General features: G+C 72.1%; 15 protein-coding genes and 2 tRNA genes. 6 read left to right on the forward strand and 11 right to left on the reverse strand.

Annotated features, from left to right (window positions below; genetic code table 11):
- Positions 1-107 precede the first annotated feature (107 nt).
- From ACWC91_RS03660 to ehuB, 5 genes are all read right to left on the reverse strand, one after another.
- Positions 108-181 (reverse strand) — tRNA-Lys (locus ACWC91_RS03660).
- Positions 182-313: 132 nt separating this feature from the next.
- A complete protein-coding gene (gene ehuA / locus ACWC91_RS03665; protein ID WP_374114031.1) occupies positions 314-1147 on the reverse strand; it encodes an ectoine/hydroxyectoine ABC transporter ATP-binding protein EhuA in 834 nt (277 codons plus the stop codon).
- On the reverse strand, positions 1137-1781 hold the full coding sequence (gene ehuD, locus ACWC91_RS03670) for an ectoine/hydroxyectoine ABC transporter permease subunit EhuD (RefSeq protein ID WP_225078553.1): 645 nt from the start codon (positions 1779-1781) through the stop codon (positions 1137-1139). Before ehuD ends, ehuA begins: the two co-directional genes overlap by 11 nt.
- Positions 1778-2521, reverse strand: a complete 744-nt coding sequence (ehuC, locus tag ACWC91_RS03675) for an ectoine/hydroxyectoine ABC transporter permease subunit EhuC (RefSeq protein ID WP_225078552.1) — start codon at positions 2519-2521, stop codon at positions 1778-1780. The genes ehuD and ehuC overlap by 4 nt, the downstream gene beginning before the upstream one ends.
- A 15-nt stretch (positions 2522-2536) precedes the next feature.
- Positions 2537-3436 (reverse strand): ectoine/hydroxyectoine ABC transporter substrate-binding protein EhuB, encoded by a 900-nt coding sequence (gene ehuB / locus ACWC91_RS03680; RefSeq protein ID WP_225078551.1) that lies wholly within the window; start codon positions 3434-3436, stop codon positions 2537-2539.
- Positions 3437-3652: 216 nt separating this feature from the next.
- Between ehuB and ACWC91_RS03685 the strand changes: the two genes are divergently transcribed.
- Positions 3653-4147: a DUF3830 family protein gene (locus ACWC91_RS03685; RefSeq protein ID WP_225078550.1), complete on the forward strand. Its 495-nt coding sequence runs from the start codon at positions 3653-3655 to the stop codon at positions 4145-4147.
- Here ACWC91_RS03685 and ACWC91_RS03690 read toward each other — a convergent pair.
- The gene (locus tag ACWC91_RS03690) at positions 4128-5531 is read right to left on the reverse strand and encodes an amidase (protein ID WP_450643668.1); all 1404 of its coding nucleotides are present in this window, start codon (positions 5529-5531) and stop codon (positions 4128-4130) included. The two genes, ACWC91_RS03685 and ACWC91_RS03690, sit on opposite strands and share 20 nt — an antisense overlap.
- An 18-nt stretch (positions 5532-5549) precedes the next feature.
- Positions 5550-6497, reverse strand: a complete 948-nt coding sequence (locus tag ACWC91_RS03695; RefSeq protein WP_225078548.1) for a D-2-hydroxyacid dehydrogenase — start codon at positions 6495-6497, stop codon at positions 5550-5552.
- 209 nt (positions 6498-6706) lie between these two features.
- Here ACWC91_RS03695 and ACWC91_RS03700 point away from each other — a divergent pair, with 209 nt between their 5' ends.
- The 4 genes from ACWC91_RS03700 (at position 6707) to ACWC91_RS03715 (ending at position 10903) form a co-directional block, all read left to right on the forward strand.
- Positions 6707-7525: a maleate cis-trans isomerase family protein gene (locus ACWC91_RS03700; RefSeq protein ID WP_450643669.1), complete on the forward strand. Its 819-nt coding sequence runs from the start codon at positions 6707-6709 to the stop codon at positions 7523-7525.
- Positions 7522-8253, forward strand: coding sequence for a maleate cis-trans isomerase family protein (locus ACWC91_RS03705; RefSeq protein WP_225078547.1), 732 nt, complete (start codon positions 7522-7524; stop codon positions 8251-8253). Before ACWC91_RS03700 ends, ACWC91_RS03705 begins: the two co-directional genes overlap by 4 nt.
- Before the next feature lie 187 nt (positions 8254-8440).
- Complete coding sequence (locus ACWC91_RS03710; RefSeq protein WP_141366611.1) at positions 8441-9595, forward strand: glutathione-independent formaldehyde dehydrogenase; 1155 nt, start codon at positions 8441-8443, stop codon at positions 9593-9595.
- A gap of 198 nt (positions 9596-9793) precedes the next feature.
- A complete protein-coding gene (locus ACWC91_RS03715; protein WP_450643667.1) occupies positions 9794-10903 on the forward strand; it encodes an LLM class flavin-dependent oxidoreductase in 1110 nt (369 codons plus the stop codon).
- A 17-nt stretch (positions 10904-10920) separates the two neighbouring features.
- On the opposite strand, the gene ACWC91_RS03720 is transcribed toward ACWC91_RS03715, so the two are convergent.
- On the reverse strand, positions 10921-12993 hold the full coding sequence (locus tag ACWC91_RS03720; protein WP_450643666.1) for an EAL domain-containing protein: 2073 nt from the start codon (positions 12991-12993) through the stop codon (positions 10921-10923).
- A gap of 592 nt (positions 12994-13585) precedes the next feature.
- Here ACWC91_RS03720 and ACWC91_RS03725 point away from each other — a divergent pair.
- Complete coding sequence (locus tag ACWC91_RS03725; RefSeq protein WP_376503753.1) at positions 13586-14905, forward strand: M6 family metalloprotease domain-containing protein; 1320 nt, start codon at positions 13586-13588, stop codon at positions 14903-14905.
- A gap of 71 nt (positions 14906-14976) precedes the next feature.
- Here ACWC91_RS03725 and ACWC91_RS03730 read toward each other — a convergent pair.
- From ACWC91_RS03730 to ACWC91_RS03740, 3 genes are all read right to left on the reverse strand, one after another.
- A tRNA-Lys gene (locus ACWC91_RS03730) sits at positions 14977-15050 on the reverse strand.
- Positions 15041-15679 carry a bifunctional DNA primase/polymerase gene (locus tag ACWC91_RS03735; protein WP_225078543.1) on the reverse strand — a complete coding sequence of 213 codons (639 nt, stop codon included), beginning with the start codon at positions 15677-15679 and terminating at the stop codon, positions 15041-15043. The genes ACWC91_RS03730 and ACWC91_RS03735 overlap by 10 nt, the downstream gene beginning before the upstream one ends.
- Before the next feature lie 133 nt (positions 15680-15812).
- On the reverse strand, positions 15813-16187 hold the full coding sequence (locus ACWC91_RS03740) for a hypothetical protein (protein WP_225078542.1): 375 nt from the start codon (positions 16185-16187) through the stop codon (positions 15813-15815).
- Positions 16188-16588 lie beyond the last annotated feature (401 nt).

A 16588-nucleotide genomic window follows, 5' to 3' on the forward strand; every position in this document is an offset into this window, starting at 1 on the left:
GGTCGATCCCCCCACGCCGGCCGATCAGGGCGGCCCCGGAGTTCCGGCATGGGACCGCGCGGAACACGCCGAAGGGCCCCTCGTGATCACGAGAGGCCCTTCATCTGTGCGCCGCCAGGGACTCGAACCCCGGACCCGCTGATTAAGAGTCAGCTGCTCTAACCAACTGAGCTAGCGGCGCATGACTCCCGCCGTCCGCTTCCCGCGGTCGGCGACGAAGAAAATACTACCTGGTCCTCGGGGGTGCTACGACCACTCCGGAGGCCGGAGGCGCCGGGAGTGCCCGAAGGCCGCCGGCGCCCCGGAGCGGCCCCTACAGCACGGCGCTCAGGAACTCCCGGGTGCGCTCGTGGTCGGGGTCGCCGAAGAGCTTCTCCGGCGGCCCGGACTCGATCACCCGGCCCGAGTCGAACATCAGCACCTGGTCGGAGATGTCCCGGGCGAAGTTCATCTCGTGGGTCACGCACAGCAGCGTGATGTCGGTGGTGTGCGCGATCTCCCTGAGCAGGTCCAGCACACCGGCCACCAGCTCCGGGTCCAGGGCCGAGGTCACCTCGTCGAGGAGCAGGATCTCCGGCCGCATGGCGAGCGCCCGGGCGATCGCCACCCGCTGCTGCTGCCCGCCGGACAGCTGCGACGGGTGGGCGTCGGTCTTGTCCGCCAGCCCGACGAGGTCGAGGAGTTCACGGGCCCGCTCCTCCGCCTCCTCGCGGCCGAGCCCGAGCACGTTGACGGGCGCCTCCGTGATGTTCTGGAGCACCCTCATGTTCGGGAACAGGTTGAACTGCTGGAAGACCATCCCGATCTTCCTGCGGATCCGGCGCAGGTGCTTCTCGTCCGCCGGGCGCAGGGTCCCGTCCGGACCGGGCATGTGGGACAGCGGTTCGCCGTCCACGTGGATCACGCCGTCGCTGACGCGCTCGAGCGTCATCAGCAGTCGCAGGATGGTCGTCTTCCCCGAGCCGCTCGGCCCGATCAGCGTCACGTGCTCACCGCGCCGGACGGCGAAATCCAGCCGGTCGAGCACGACATGATCGCCGAAGCGCTTGACCACCTGGTCGAAGCGGACCAGATCCGCGGGCGGCGCGTCCGGAGTCACGTTCTCGGGCGGCTGCGGCGGCGTCTTCTGCAAAGGGTCAGTGGCCAAGGCGCTTCTCCAGCTTTCTCATCAGAAGCGAGGTCGGGTAGCTTGCCGCCAGGAAGAACAGGCCCGCGAGGGTGAACGTCTCGGCGTAGGTGAAGTGGTCCGCGCCGTATTCACGGGCCTTGGCGACCATCTCCTGGACCGTGATGACGGCCAGGAACGGGGTCTCCTTGAACATCGAGATGCCGTAGTTGCCCAGCGCCGGCAGCACCTTGCGCACCGCCTGCGGCAGGATCACCGCCTGCCAGGTGCGGCGCGGCGACATGGACAGCGCCCGGCACGCCTCCCACTGGCCCTTCGGCACGGCGTCGATGCCCGCCCGGTACACCTCCGACAGGTACGAGGCGTAGTGGATGCCGAGCACCGCGACGCCGATGGTCAGCGGGTCCACCGTGTTGAAGACCGCGTAGGCGCCGACCAGCTGCACCAGCAGCGGGGTGGACCGGACGAACTCGGTGACCGTCCGCACCGGCACGGTGACCAGCCGGCTCGGCACCCGTCCGGCCACGGCCACGAGCAGGCCGAGGACGGCGGCCACCGCGGTGCCGAGGACCGTGGCCAGCAGCGTGGTCAGAAAGCCGTGCCACAGCAGCGGCAGCGAGTCGCGGACCGCGCCCCAGTCCCATTCGTAGCTCACGACGCACCTCCCGCCATCCCGGGCTCGCGCGCCGACTCGGCGCCGCGGCGGCGCAGCAGGGAGCGGCGGTCCGTGTGCAGGCCGAGCCGGGACTTGGCGTGCCGTTCCAGGGCGTTCATCAGCAGGGTGAGCGCGTAGGCGAGGACGAAGTAGATCACTAGCAGGGTCAGATAGGCCCACGTGGTCGCGCCGGTGCGGTCACGCATCTGCTGGACCACCGTCGTCAGGTCGGCCGCGGAGATCAGCCACAGCAGCGGGGTGCACTTCAGCAGCTGGATCAGCAGGTTCGTGAACGAGGGGATCATCTGCACCCACGCCTGCGGCAGGATCACCCGGCGCATGCGTTGCGACGGCGTCATGTTCAGCGCGACGGCGGCCTCCCACTGCGCCTTGGGCACGGCGTTCAGCGCGCCGCGCACCACCTCGGAGCCGTAGGCGCCGTAGTTCATGCCGAACGCCACCACACCGCAGAACAGCGGCGACAGTTCGTACCCGGACAGCAGCGGGAACGCGTAGTACAGCCAGAACAGCTGGACGTACAGCGAGGTGCCGCGGAGGAACTCCACGACCACCCGGGAGACGCCGCGCGCGAGCAGGAGCCCGCTGTTGGCCGCGAAGCCGAACACGAAGGACAGGGCGAGCGCGACGGCCGAGCCGAGGACCGTGGCCTCGACCGTCACGAGCAGCCCGGACCACACGCCGGAGATGTGGTCGAAGAAGTACGTGTAGAAGTCACCCATGGACAGGCGTCCCCGTCAGCCCTTGCACAGGTCGGCGGTCTTCAGGCCCGCCGGCGGGATCGTGTCCTTGCCGAACCCGTACTCCCCGACGAGCCGCACATACCGGTCAGGATCCGAGGTGATCTTCTTCAGCTGCTCGTCGAAGGCGTCCCGGAGCTCCTCGCTGCCCTTGCGGAAGACGGCGCCGCCCGGGCTGTACTGCTTCACACCGTCGACCACCGGTACGAACGAGTCGGTGACCTCCACCTTCGGGTTGGTCCTGGCCAGCCAGCGCAGCGAGATGCCCGTCAGCACGAAGGCGTCGATCCTGCCCTGCACGACCGCGTCCGCGCCGTCCTGCGGCTTCTGCAGCGTCCGTATGCCGCTCTCGGAGATCCCGGCGGCGGTGACGTAGCCCTTCTCCACCGCGCCCGACATCACGCCGATGGTCGCCCCGGCCGACTTGGCGGAGGCGAGGTCGGTCAGGTTCTTCGGGTTGCCCTTCTTCACCATCATCGCGGTGGGCGAGACGAACTCGGGCTCGGAGAACAGGGCCTTTCGGCAGCGCTCCGGGATGATGGCCATGCCCGCGCTGATCACGTCGTACTTGCCGGCCTGGAGCCCGGGGATCAGACCGTCCCACTCGGAGAAAGTCGGCTTCAGCTCGTCCACTCCCAGGGCCTTGAAGATCTCTCTGTGCAGCGTCGGCGCCTCGCCCTTGAGCTGCCCGCCCTCCTCGAAGCCGTACGGGGCCTCGTTGGCGTAGGCCACCTTCACATAGCCCTGCTTCCTCAGCTGTTCCAGCTTCGAGCCCTTGCCGTCGCCGCCGTCCGTCTTGCTGCACGCGGCCAGCAGCCCGGGGACGGTGAGCATGCCGCCCACGGCCGCCGTCCTGGTCAGAAAGCCCCGGCGGGACAGGTTCGGGAACTCGGACATGGACACTCACCCTCCAGGAGGGCCTCGTCGGCTCGGGCCCTTCGCAGACAGTGGTGGCACCTGCCCGCTCTCCGTGGTCTATGCGAGTGGACTCGGGGATGTGATCCAACGGTGTCCGGGGGGATACCGTTCCGTGTCCGGCCGCGCGGGTGCGGGGCGGGTGTGAACTCCCGCGCCTTCGGGCAGACGGCCCCTCAGAAGCTGCGAGGAGGCGCCATGGCGGAACGCCACGTCGAAGTCGCGCTGGAGAAGCGCGGAATCCGCTGCACGGCACGGCTGCTGGACGACCGGGCACCGCGCACCTGCGCCGCGGTCTGGGACGCGCTCCCGCTGAGCGGGGACGTCTACCACGCGAAGTACGCGCGCAACGAGATCTACGCGCTCTTCGCGCCGTTCGCCCGGGCGGAGCCACCGCTGGAGAATCCGACGGTCACTCCGATCCCGGGCGATCTGTGCTACTTCTCGTTCGCCGGCACCGAACTGGGCACGCAGGCCTACGGCTACGACCGCGTGCCCGCCGCCGGGCCGACGGTCGTGGACCTCGCCCTGTTCTACGAGCGCAACAACCTCCTGCTCAACGGGGACGTCGGCTGGGTGCCCGGCATCGTCTGGGGCCGGGTCACCGAGGGCCTGGACGCCATGGCCCAGGCCTGCAACGACCTCTGGCGCTCCGGCGCGGCGGGCGAGACCCTCAGCTTCCGGCGGGCGTGAGCCGGGTCGCCACCCCCGCGTCGTACAGGGCGTGGGCCGCCCGCAGCACCAGGTCGTCGCGGTGCCGCGCGGCCACGATCTGGAGGCCGACCGGCAGACCGTCCTCGTCCCTGCCCACGGGCACGGACGCCGCCGGCTGCTGGGTCATGTTGAACGGGTACGTGAACGGCGTCCACCCGGTCCAGCGCCGGTGCCCCGAACCCTTCGGCACCTCAGCGTCCGCCTCGAACGCCGTGATCGGCAGGGTCGGCGTGACCAGCAGGTCGTAGCTCTGGTGGAAGTGGCCCATGACACGGCCGAGTTCCATGCGGACGTCCACGGCGGCCAGGTAGTCCAGCGCCGACAGCCGGGCGCCGGCCGCGCAGATCTCCCGCAGCCCCGGGTCGAGCAACTCCCGCCGGTGGGGCCCCAGACGCTGGACGACACGGGCGGCGCCGCTGAACCACAGGGTGTGGAAGGCCCCCACCGGGTCGGCGAAGCCGGGGTCGCTCTCGGTGACGTACGCGCCGAGGTCCGCCAGCCCCGCCACCGCCCGGCGCACCGCCCTGGCGACCGCCGGGCGCACCGGCACCTGGCCGCCCAGGGACGGCGAGTAGGCGACCCGCAGCCCCCGTACCCCGCCGGCCAGTGCCTCCGTGAACGATCCCGGGGGCGGGCCGAGCGCCGACCAGTCCCGCGCGTCGGGCACACCGATCACGTCGAGCAGCAGCGCCGCGTCCGCCGCGTCCCGGGCCATCGGACCCACGTGCGACAGCGTGCCGAAGGCGCTGGGCGGGTACAGCGGGACCCGGCCGTACGTCGGCTTCAGGCCGAAGATCCCGCACATCGCGGCCGGGATGCGCACACTGCCGCCGCCGTCCGTGCCCAGCGACAGCGGGCCCGCGCCGAGCGCCACGGCCGCCGCGCTGCCGCCGCTGGACCCGCCGGCCGTGCGGGCCGGGTCGCGGGGGTTGCGGGTGACGCCGGTCAGCGGGGAGTCCGTGACGCCCTTCCAGCCGAACTCGGGGGTCGTGGTCTTGCCGAGGAAGACCGCGCCGTGCTCGCGCAGCCGGGCCACCGAGGGGGCGTCCTCGTCCCAACGGCCCTCCTCCGCCACGGTCCTGGAACCGCGCAGAGTCGGATGCCCGCGCAGCAGCAGGATGTCCTTGACGGTGACCGGCACCCCGTCCAGCAGCCCCGACGGCCTACCGCGCCGCCACCGGTCCTCCGACTCCCGGGCCCGCGCCAGGGCGTCCTCGGCGGTGATCCGGACGAACGCGTTCACCTCCGGCTGGATCCGCTCGGCCCGTTCCAGGGCCGCCCGGGTGGCCTCCACGGGGCTGAACTCGCCCTTGCGGTAGCCGTCGAGCAGTTCTCCCGCGGTCAGCTCGGTGAGCTCGGTCATCGCGCCTCCAGACAGGGGTCAGTGTCCCGGTACGTATCCGCGCCGTTTGTCGACGACGTTCGGCAGCGGCTCGCCCGCCTCCCAGCGGCCGTACAGATCGACGAACTGGGCCGCCAGTTCGTCCCGCCAGCCGACCGTGTCACCGCTCATGTGCGGGGACACGACCAGGCCCGGCACCCGCCACAACGGGCTGTCGGGGGTGAGGGGTTCGTCCTGGAAGACGTCCAGGGCGGCGCCCGCGATCCAGCGGTCCCTGAGTGCCCGGACGAGCGCCTCCTCGTCGACGAGCTGCCCCCGGCCGACGTTGACGAAGCGCGCCGAGGGCTGCATGAGGCCGAACCGGCGGGCGTCGAACATGCCGCGGGTCTCCTCGGTCAGCGGGGCCGCCGCGATCACCCAGTCGGCGCGGGCGACGAGCCGGTCCAGGTCCTCCGGGCCGTGCACTCCGGCGCGCGCGGCGCGGCCGACGACCGCCGCCCGCACGCCCAGCGCGCCGAGCGTGCGGGCGACCGCCCGGCCGATCGGCCCGGAGCCCACGACACACGCGCGCGTACCGGCCACCCGCTGCGACTCGCGGTGCCGCCACCGTCCCTCGCGCTGGAAGTCCAGGGTCCGCGGCAGGTCCTTGGCCAGGGCGAGGACGAGCGCGGCGACGTACTCGGCGATCGGTTCGTCGAACACGCCCCGCGCATTGGTCACCACCGTGCCGGACGCCGCGATCTCGGGGCACATCAGATGGTCCACGCCCGCGCTCGCCGTGTGCACCCAGCGGGGCCGCGGCCCCTCGCCCGGCCAGGCCTCCCGCACCGCGGTGGAGGTGAAGTCCCACACGAGCAGCACGTCCGCCTCGGGAAGCCGCGCGGCCAGCCCGGCCGCGTCCGTGCGCACGATCCGGGCGCGGCCGGTGAGCCGGCCCAGACGCGGCGGCGGATCGGCGTCCAGGACGAGCAGGACGGGGACACTCATGGCGAGCCGTTTCTCGTAAGGGGCGGCCGTCTGACGTGCACGGATTGACCACGCTCGCACCCGAACCTACCTTCGTCAACACGGGCGCCCGTACGGACGGTTGCTCTCTGCTGCCCCACCGTGTCGTTCACCTGCCGTCAGCGCCGCCCTTCCGTCTCCCTCACGTGAGGCAGGTGTCTGCCATGGACGCCACGAACGACATGAACGGCATGGGGATCTCCTTCCTCGGCGGCCCGTGCCCGCAGCGCGGAGTCGGGGTCGTCGCCCCCTTCGACTTCGCTCTGGACCGCGAGCTGTGGCGGTGGGTGCCGGACGAGGTCTCGCTGCACCTGACCCGGACGCCGTTCGTGCCGGTGGAGGTGAGCCTGGACCTGGCGCGGCTGGTCAGCGAGCACCAGACGCTCGACGCCGCGGTGCGCACCCTGACCGCCGTCGCGCCCGAGGTCGTCGCCTACGCCTGCGCCTCGGGCAGCTTCGTCGGCGGGATCGCCGGCGAGCGCGCGATGTGCGCGGCGATGACCCGGGCGGGCGCGGTGGCGGCGGTGACCACGTCCGGGGCACTGCTGGAGGCGCTCGCGGAGCTCGGCACCCGGCGGGTGGCACTGGTGACCCCGTACACGGTGTCCTTGACGCGCTCGCTCCAGGACTACCTGGCCGAGGCCGGCGTCACCGTCACCGGGTGCGCGTACATGGGGCTGACCCGGCACATCTGGAAGGTGCCGTACCGCGGAGTGGTCGACATGGCCCGCCGGGCCGCGCGCCGCAACCACCCGCAGGCACTGTTCCTGTCCTGCACGAACCTGCCGACCTACGACGTGATCCCGCAGCTGGAGGCCGAACTGCGCATACCGGTGATATCAGCCAACCAGGTCACGATGTGGGCTGCGCTGCGCCGGCTGGGTACCCGAGCGGTGGGGTCCTACCAGGCGCTGCCGGCCGGTGTGCCTCCCGCGCCGCCCAGGCCGCGGCACGGTGACGGCGGCGCCTGGCCCGTACTGTCCGACGAACAGCAGGAAGGCAGGCCATGACCGCACTCGGATTCCTCTACCCGGGCCACTCCGCAGAGGACGACTATCCGCGCATCGAGCAGCTCCTGGGCAGCGACATCCGGGTGGACCTGGTCCACACCGACATCGGCGAGGACGCGCACCGGGCGGACGCGCTGTACGAGATGGGCTCGCCCGAGCGGCTCGCACAGGGCGTGGAGGGGCTGCGGCTGTCCGGCGTGGAGGCGGTGGTGTGGGCGTGCACCAGCGGCAGCTTCGTACGCGGCTGGCAGGGCGCGCACGAGCAGGTCCGCGCGCTGGCCCGGACGGCGGGCATGCCGGCCTCCTCCACCTCCTTCGCCTTCGTGCACGCGGCGGCCGAGATCGGCGCCCACCGGGTCGCGGTCGCCGCGACCTACCCGAAGGACGTCACCGGCCTGTTCACGGACTTCCTGCGCGCCGGGAAGGTGGAGGTGGCCGCCGCCCGCAGCGCCGGGATCATCACCGCGGCCGAGGTGGGCACCTGGGGCGAGGCGGAGATCCTGGCCCTGGCGCGGGAGGCGGACGTTCCCGAGGCGGACGCGGTCCTGCTGCCCGACACCGCCCTGCACACGGCGTCCCACCTGCCCGCCCTGGAGAAGCACCTCGGCAAGCCCGTCCTCACGGCGAACCAGGTGACCGTCTGGGAGGCGCTGCGGCTCACCGACCGCCGGGTCAACGCGCCCTCTCTGGGCGCGCTGTTCACGCGGGAGCCGATCGTCCAGGTGTGACACACCGGCGCGGTTGCGGTCCCCATCGCGCGGGCGGACGCTGGAAGTGTCCGGCGGTGCAGCGAGAACGCCCGGGGCCCGGGACGACCGACGCCCCCGCCTTCCTGTGTCATCCCCTGGTTGGTGTCCCCCGGCAACGGCCCGTGGTCGCCGCCGTCGTCCAGAGTTCGACGCGGAGGTGACCCAGGTGAAAGCCGTCGTCTACGAAAAGCCCTTCAACGTCACGGTGAGGGACGTCGACGATCCCCGGATCCAGCACCCGAACGATGTGATCGTACGGGTCACGTCCACCGCGATCTGCGGGTCCGACCTGCACATGTACGAGGGCCGCACGGCCGCCAAGGCGGGAATCGTCTTCGGCCACGAGAACCTCGGCGTCGTCGAGGAGATCGGCGACGGCGTGACGTCGCTGTCCCAGGGCGACCGGGTCGTGATGCCGTTCAACGTGGCCTGCGGGTTCTGCAAGAACTGTCTCGCCGGGAAGACCGGGTTCTGTCTGACGGTGAACCCCGGCTTCGCGGGAGGCGCCTACGGATACGTGGCGATGGGCCCCTACACCGGTGGTCAGGCCGAGCGGCTGAGGGTGCCGTTCGCCGACTTCAACTGTCTGAAGCTGCCACCGGGCGACGAGTTCGAGACCGACTTCGTGCTGCTCGCCGACATCTTCCCGACCGGCTACCACGGCTGCGAACTCGCCAAGGTGTCGCCCGGTGAGTCCGTCGCCGTCTTCGGCGCCGGACCGGTGGGCCTGATGGCCGCCTACTCGGCGCTGCTGCGCGGCGCGTCGAAGGTGTTCACGGTCGACCGGGTGCCCGAGCGGCTCGCCAAGGCGGAGGAGATCGGGGCCATCCCCATCGACTTCACCAAGGGCGACCCGGCCGAACAGATCATGGAGATGACCAACGGCGAGGGCACCGACAAGGGTGTGGACGCCGTCGGCTACCAGGCCCAGTCGCACAAGGACGTCAGCCACGAGGAGCCCGCCGTCGTCCTCAACACGCTCGTCGAGACGGTACGGCCCACCGGCCTGCTCGGCATACCGGGACTGTACGTGCCCTCCGACCCGGGCGGACCCGACGAGCACGCCAAGCACGGCCAGCTGCTGGTCTCCATCGGCAAGATGTTCGAGAAGGGCCAGCAGATGGGCACCGGCCAGTGCAACGTGAAGCAGTACAACCGGCAGCTGCGCGATCTGATCATCGCCGGGCGCGCCAAGCCCAGCTTCGTGGTCTCCCACGAGCTGCCGCTGGACCAGGCGCCCCAGGCGTACGAGAAGTTCGACAAGCGGATCGAGGGCTACACGAAGGTGGTCCTGCACCCGGGCCACGCGCTCGCGGCGTGAACGCGGGCTGAGACGAGCCGTCGCGGCCGGGGCCTTCCGCCCCGGACCCCGTCCCCCTCCCCCGGGGGCCGGGGCGGAGCCCCCGCGGCGGCTCCTCTCCTGCAAGCGGGACGGGCGGGGGCGGGAAAGGAACAAACGGCAGCGGTGCCCTGTTGACGCCGGTCAGGAAAGTGAACGGTCAACCAGCTGGAGGCACCCGTGGCGGGAGACGAGATCAGGGGCACGGCACTCGGGACCGCCCCGGTACCCCTGTCCGTACTGGACCTGGTGACCGTGGGCGCGGGGCACACCGCCACCGAGGCGCTGCGCACCAGCGCCGCCCTGTCGAGGACCGCGGAGTCCCGCGGCTACCACCGCTACTGGGTCGCCGAGCACCACTCGATGCCGGGCGTCGCGTCCTCCTCACCGGCCGTGATCCTCGCCCACCTCGCCGCCCACACCGACCGGATCCGCCTCGGCTCCGGCGGCGTCATGCTGCCCAACCACGCCCCGCTGGTCATCGCGGAGCAGTTCGGCACCCTGGAGGCCCTGGCACCCGGCCGTGTCGACCTGGGTCTCGGCCGCGCCCCCGGCACGGACGGCGCCACCGCCGCCGCCCTGCGCCGCACCGACCACCTCGACCGGGGCGCCGACGACTTCCCCCAGCAGCTCGCCGAGCTGATCCGCTTCCTCGACGACGACTTCCCCGACGGCCACCCCTACCGCCGCATCCACGCCGTGCCCGGCCCGGTCCAGGCGACCTCCCCGGGTGGCGTGCAGTCCCGGCACCGCCCGCCGGTCTGGCTGCTCGGCTCCTCCGGCTTCAGCGCCCGCCTGGCCGGCACGCTCGGCCTGCCGTTCGCCTTCGCCCACCACTTCTCCGCGCAGAACACCGTCCCGGCCCTCGACCTCTACCGCGATTCCTTCCGCCCGAGCGTGGTGCTGGACGCCCCGTACGCCCTCATCGGCGTCGCGGCCCTCGCCACCGAGGAGGAGCGCGAGGCGCGCCGCCAGGTGCTGGCCGCCGCCCTGAACATGGTCCGGCTGCGCACCGGCCGCCCCGGCCTCGTGCCCACCCCGGAGGAGGCGGAGGCGTACGAATTCAGCGCGATGGAACAGGAGTTCGTCGACTCCTGGAACGCCAACGTCGTCCATGGCACCCCCGACGAGGTCCGCTCCGGCCTCGACGATCTGCAAAAGCGCACCGGCGCCGACGAGTTGATGATCACGAGCAACGCGCACAGCGGTGCCGTACGCCTGCGCAGCTACGAACTCATCGCGGACGCCTACGACTTGCCGACGGACGTCCGGTCGCTGTCCGGCGACTGAACGGCCCGGCTCCGGCTTCAGACGCGGCCGTCCAGCAGCTCGGAGATGCGGTCGGGCGACACCGGCCGGGAGTACAGCCACCCCTGTCCGGTGTCGCAGCCGATCCGGCGCAGCCTGCTCGCCTGGTCGGACGTCTCCACGCACTCGGCGGTGACGGTCAGCCCCAGCCGGTGGGCGAGCTGGATCATCGCCTCCACGATGACCTCGTCCGCGGGGCTCGGCCGGCTCGCCGCGCCCTCCGGCTCCTCGTGCTGGAACCCCCGTACGAAGGAGCCGTCCAGCTTCAGCGCCGACACCGGCAGACGGCTCAGGTAGGCGAGGTTGGAGTATCCGGTGCCGAAGTCGTCGATGGCGATGTGCACGCCCATGTCGTTCAGGGACCGCAGGGCCTCGAGCGGCCGCCCGGCCGAGCCCATCACGGCCGACTCGGTCAGCTCCAGCTGGAGCAGGTGCGGCGCCAGCCCGGTCCGGGCGAGCACCTCGGCCACGTCCGCGACCAGGTCGGAGTCCCACACCTGCCGGACGGCCACATTGACGCTGACGAAGATCGGCGGCTCGTCCGGGTGGTCCAGCTGCCAGCGGCGGGCCTGGTGGCAGGCGGTGGCCAGGATCCAGCGGCCCAGCGGCACGATCGAGCCGTCCTCCTCCGCCAGCGCGATGAACCGATTCGGCGTCAGCGTGCCGAACTCGGGGTGCCGCCAGCGGACGAGGGCCTCGACCCCGCGCAGCCGCCCGTCCTCCATGCCGACCAGCGGCTGGTACTCCAGGGCGAACTCGCCGCGTTCGACGGCCGCGCGCAGCGTGGAGACCAGGGCCTGACGGGTCATGCGGTGCGCGTTGCGCTCGGGGTCGAACAGCGTCCAGCGGGCCTTGCCGTCCGCCTTCGCCCAGTACAGCGTCGTGTCGGCGGCCTGCATCAGCGCGGTGGCCGACGATCCGGCCGCGTGCCGCTCGACCACGCCGATGGACGCCGACACCGACAGCAGCCGGCCGGAGACCTCGAAGGGTTCCTGGAGGGCCGAGAGCACCGACTCGGCCAGCTCCGCGAGCTGCTCGGTGCCGGTCGAGTCCTCGACGAGCAGCGCGAACTCGTCGCCGCCCAGCCTGGCCACCAGCGGTGTGCTCGTCCGGCCGTGGCCGGCCTCGTCGGCGCACCGGGTCAGCCGTTCGGCCACCGCGGCGAGCAGCCGGTCGCCGACGCGGTGGCCGAGGGTGTCGTTGACCGCCTTGAAGCCGTCGAGGTCCAGGTAGCACAGGCCGACCCGGCCGCTTCCGCCGCGCTCGTACGACTCCGTCTCCAGCGCGGCCGACAGGCGCTCGAAGAACAGGGTGCGGTTGGGCAGCCGGGTAACCGGGTCGTGGTTCTTCAAGTGCCGCAGCCGGGCCTGGAGTTCGCGCCGGGCGCTGATGTCGGCCACGGACAGCAGCACGCCGGGGGAGCCGGGGGTCAGGGGCGCGACCGTGACCTGGACCCACAGCCGGTGGCCGTCGGGGTGCTTGAGCCGGCGGGCGCAGCGCAGCCGGGCCTGCCGGCCGCGCAGCACCTCGCCGTAGGCGTGCCGGGTGCGGGCGTCGGAGACCAGGTCCACCAGATCGGCGGCGGGCTGACCGGCCAGCTCGTCGGGGCCTGCGCCGAGGAGCGCGCCGAAGGTCTCGTTGGCGCTGACGACCAGGCCCTCGTGGTCGACGACGGCCATCGCCAGCGGCGCCGCGGAGAACGCGGACCGGAAGGGGCGCTCGGCGCCGGTGTCCGGGCCGGGGGCGGGTGCGGTGTTCGGAGCGGCGTTCAGGGCGGTGTTCGGGGCGGCGTTCAGGGCGGGGATCGGGGCGGTGTTCGGGGCGGCGTTCAGGAGGGCGTCCGGGGTGGAGTCCGGGGCCGGTTCCAGGACGGGTCGAGGGGCCGGTTCCAGGGCGGATTCGGATGCCGGTTCCGGGACGGGTTCCGGGGCTGATTCCCGGGCGGGTACCGGGGTGGTGCAGGCCGGTGGTGGTGCGGACCCGAGCAGGTCCGACCCGAGCAGGTCCATGACGGCGGGCACGGATTCGGCCAGGGCGGTGAATCGGGGGGCGGCGGGGGCCGGTTCCGCCATTGGAGTGAGGCCGTGGACGGGGAGGAACCCGGCGGGACCGGCGCCGGAGGGCGCGGGCGCGGTGGGGGCGACGGTCCGCTCGGCGGCGGCCGTGGCCGGGTCGGTACCCGGAGGCCTCGCGACGTCACTCTCTGTGACAATGGGTGGGATGGGATCTGCCGCGGGCGTCGGCCCTTCGGACGTTCCGCTCACCGCTCGCTCCCGCAGTGCACTCGGTTCTTCATATCGGTCTCGTCGGGTGGCCGACCGGGTGGTGGACGGCGGCCCGGCCCGTGTCCGCGCAGGAAGGTGCAGGGAAAGTGTGTCGATCATAGAGGCCGTCGGCGAACCCCTTCCAGCCGCTCGCCGGTCCCGCGCGACGACCGGCCGTTCGTCCGGATCGTTTCCGAACGCGCCTGGACGGGTTCTTTATATGGCCGACCACTTGTGACGTTCCGTGAGCGGTCCTGGGATCTCGTACCCCCGGAACCGCGTCGGACCGTCCTGTCATGAACTCGCTTCCCTCACCCTTCCGGTGCAGACAAACAGGGCGTACCCCTACAAACTCCCACAGGCTGGGTGCGGTGTCCCGCGAACCGCCCCGGAGGTCCCTGTGCCGTGTCAGCTGCCCCTGAAGGCGCTCGGCCATGACGTCCTCAGAGCGCTGAACCAGGCCGGGGTGCGCCCCAGGCTCCGCAGCACCGCGGCCGTGTTCACCAGCATGTCGGCGGTCGCCGCCACCTCGATCCTGGGCGGGCCCTCGATCGCCGAGCCGTTCTCCACCGCACCCTGCGCCCTGCAACGCACGGACGCCCACCACTCGGAGGGACTGGACACCTGGAACCCCTCCTACGTACGGCCGACCGGGACGCTGAACGCCGTCTTGGTGTTCCTGTCCTTCCCGGACTCCACCCCGCGCACCACCCCGGCCGAGCTCACCGCCGACCACTTCCCGGCCACCAGCCGGTACTTCGAACAGGCGTCGTACGGCAGGTTCACCCTGCGCCCCCACCCGCTGCGGCGCTGGACCCGGATGCCGCGCCCGTCCACCGCGTACGCCATGCACCGGGACTGGAACGCCCGGGACCGCGCCGCGTATCTGCACGACGCGCTCGCCGCGGCCGACCCCGAGGTCGACTTCTCGCGCTACGACGTCGTCTACTTCGTCGCCGACCCGGACGCGCCCGGCGTCGACTCGGACGCGACGAAGGTCGTCAATCTGGACACCCCGCTGCGAGCCGACGGCAAGGAGATCCGGCGGGTGGTGACGGTCTTCGAACGGCACCCGCCGGACCGGCTGGTGCTCGCCCACGAGTCCGGGCACGTCTTCGACCTGCCCGACCTGTACCACCGGCCCGCGGACGGCAAGGGCGACTGGGACACCTACGTCGGGGACTGGGACCTGATGGGCAGCCAGTTCGGCCTCTCGCCCGACCTGTTCGCCTGGCACAAGTGGAAGCTCGGGTGGCTGGACCCCCGTCAGGTGACCTGTGTGCGAGGGGGGCCGACCCGGCTGACCCTGGAACCGGTGGAGGTGGGCCCGGCGGGTGCGGGTTCGTCGGTGACGGCCACCGCCGGGTCGCCGCTGTTCGGGCTCGGCAGCGGAACGAAGCTGGTGGTGGTGCGGACCGGAAGCGACAGCGTGCTGGCCATCGAGGCGCGGGCGTCGGTCGGCAACGACGTGACCGGGTGCCGGCAGGGGGTGCTGGTGTACCGGGTGCGCAGCGGGGCGGAGTCCGGTGGCGGCCCGGTCGAGGTGATCGACGCCCATCCGCACACGGATGCCTGCGAGGAGACCTCGGTCCAGCCCGCGCTGGCCGACGCCCCGATCGACGTGGGGGAGAGCTTCACCGTGCCGGGCGACGGGGTCAGGGTGGAGGTGGAGAACCGTACGGCGTCCGGCGCGTACACCGTCAAGATCACCACGGTGTGATGCCGGTCGCGCACAAACAGCGATGGCGAGACCGGTTCGCTCTCCGCGACCCTGTCTCGCCATCGTCATCGTGCGCCGCCAGGGACTCGAACCCCGGACCCGCTGATTAAGAGTCAGCTGCTCTAACCAACTGAGCTAGCGGCGCCTGCTGACGTCGTAGACCTTAGCATCCTGGTCGCCGGGAGGAAAAATCGATATCCGCACCGCCGCGCGGGCCGCCCGCACGGCCGCCCAGAGCATGATCTCCGGGCCCGGCAGCCAGGGGTGGCGGGTGTCCGGAGCGACGAGCCAGCGGGAGGCCGGCCGTGCGGGCAGGGTGTCGTCGGACAGGGCCGGAAGGGTCACCGCGTCGCCCTTGCCGTGGCACAGCAGGGGCGGGATGCCCTCCTTGCGGCCGGCCTCCCGGCCCCGGGACCCCCACTCCTCCCACTCCAGCAGTGAGGGCAGCCGGTGCGCGGTGCCCGGCGCGGCGAAGAGCAGCATCCGTCCCCGGTGGACGGCCACCGGGCCCGACCCCGGGCCCTCGTCCCACAGCCGGTCCAGCATTCGGCGGCCGAAGATCGCGGGCACGTTCACCATGTCGAAGACGGTGCCGCAGGGCAGTACGAGCGGTGCGTCCGGCCGCTCCCGCCAGAGGGCGAGCGTGCTGCGGGGATACGCGCCCGCCGAGGCCAGCCAGGCGGCGCCGTCCGCGGTGACGCCCGAGGCGTCGGAGCGGCGGCCTGCCCACTGGTCGAGGTGGTCGACGAAGGGTTCGTTGCCTGTGCGGCTCATGGCGGATATATCTACCCGCTGTGAACGGGTGATTCCACAGGGTTGCGGGAAACCGGGACGCGGAAGGGCGGGTCGGGGTATCTTACGCGCTCGGCATATGCCAGAGCCGGGGGGAAGCGCGAGGCGCGGGGGGTCAGACGGGGTCGGCCGGGTTGGCGTGCACGCCGCCCTCGGCTCCGCTCAGCAGGTCCCGCCCGAACTCCACCATCTTCTTGGCGTAGTCCTCGGTCCAGTCCGCCCGCTCGGCGATGGCCGCCGGGGTCAGCCGGTCGAAGCGCCGCGGATCGGCGAGCTGCGCCGCCGCGATCGCCTGGAACTCCACCGCCCGGTCGGCCGCCGCGCGGAACGCGAGCGTCAGCTCCGTCGCCCGCGCGAGCAGCGCCCGCGGATCGTCCATCGACTCCAGGTCGAAGAAGTGCTCGGGGTCGGCGGCCGCCTCGGCCGGCTCGAAGAGCAGGGGCGCGGGGCGTAGCCGCGGATCGTCACGACGCGGCGTTGGCTCCGCCATGTCTCGACCTCCTCGTACGGTTCGGATGACATTGCCCTGTGAAAGGGCCACCCTCCATTGTCTCCCGCGAACGCAAGGGGGCGGGCGCAGCCCGCCCCAACCCACCCGTCAACTCCTCTGCCCCGCCGGGCCACCGGCGACCGTGACCGGCGCTCCAGGCACGCCGGGCCACTCGGTGTTCCCGCGGGTGGGCGAGTACCGCGTGGTTGGCCTCCCAGCCGTCCGGGCTGTGTTCGTCTGCCGCCTTCGGCGGTGTGCCGGACTCCGTCCGGCGGGGGGCCGTGTGGCGGTCACGGTCGCCAGGCGACTCGGTGTTCCCGCGGGTGGGCGAGTACCGCGTGGTTGGCCTCCCAGCCGTCCGGGCTGTGTTCGTCTGCCGCCTTCGGCGGTGTGCCGGACTC

This window comes from Streptomyces sp. NPDC001204 (assembly GCF_053598035.1).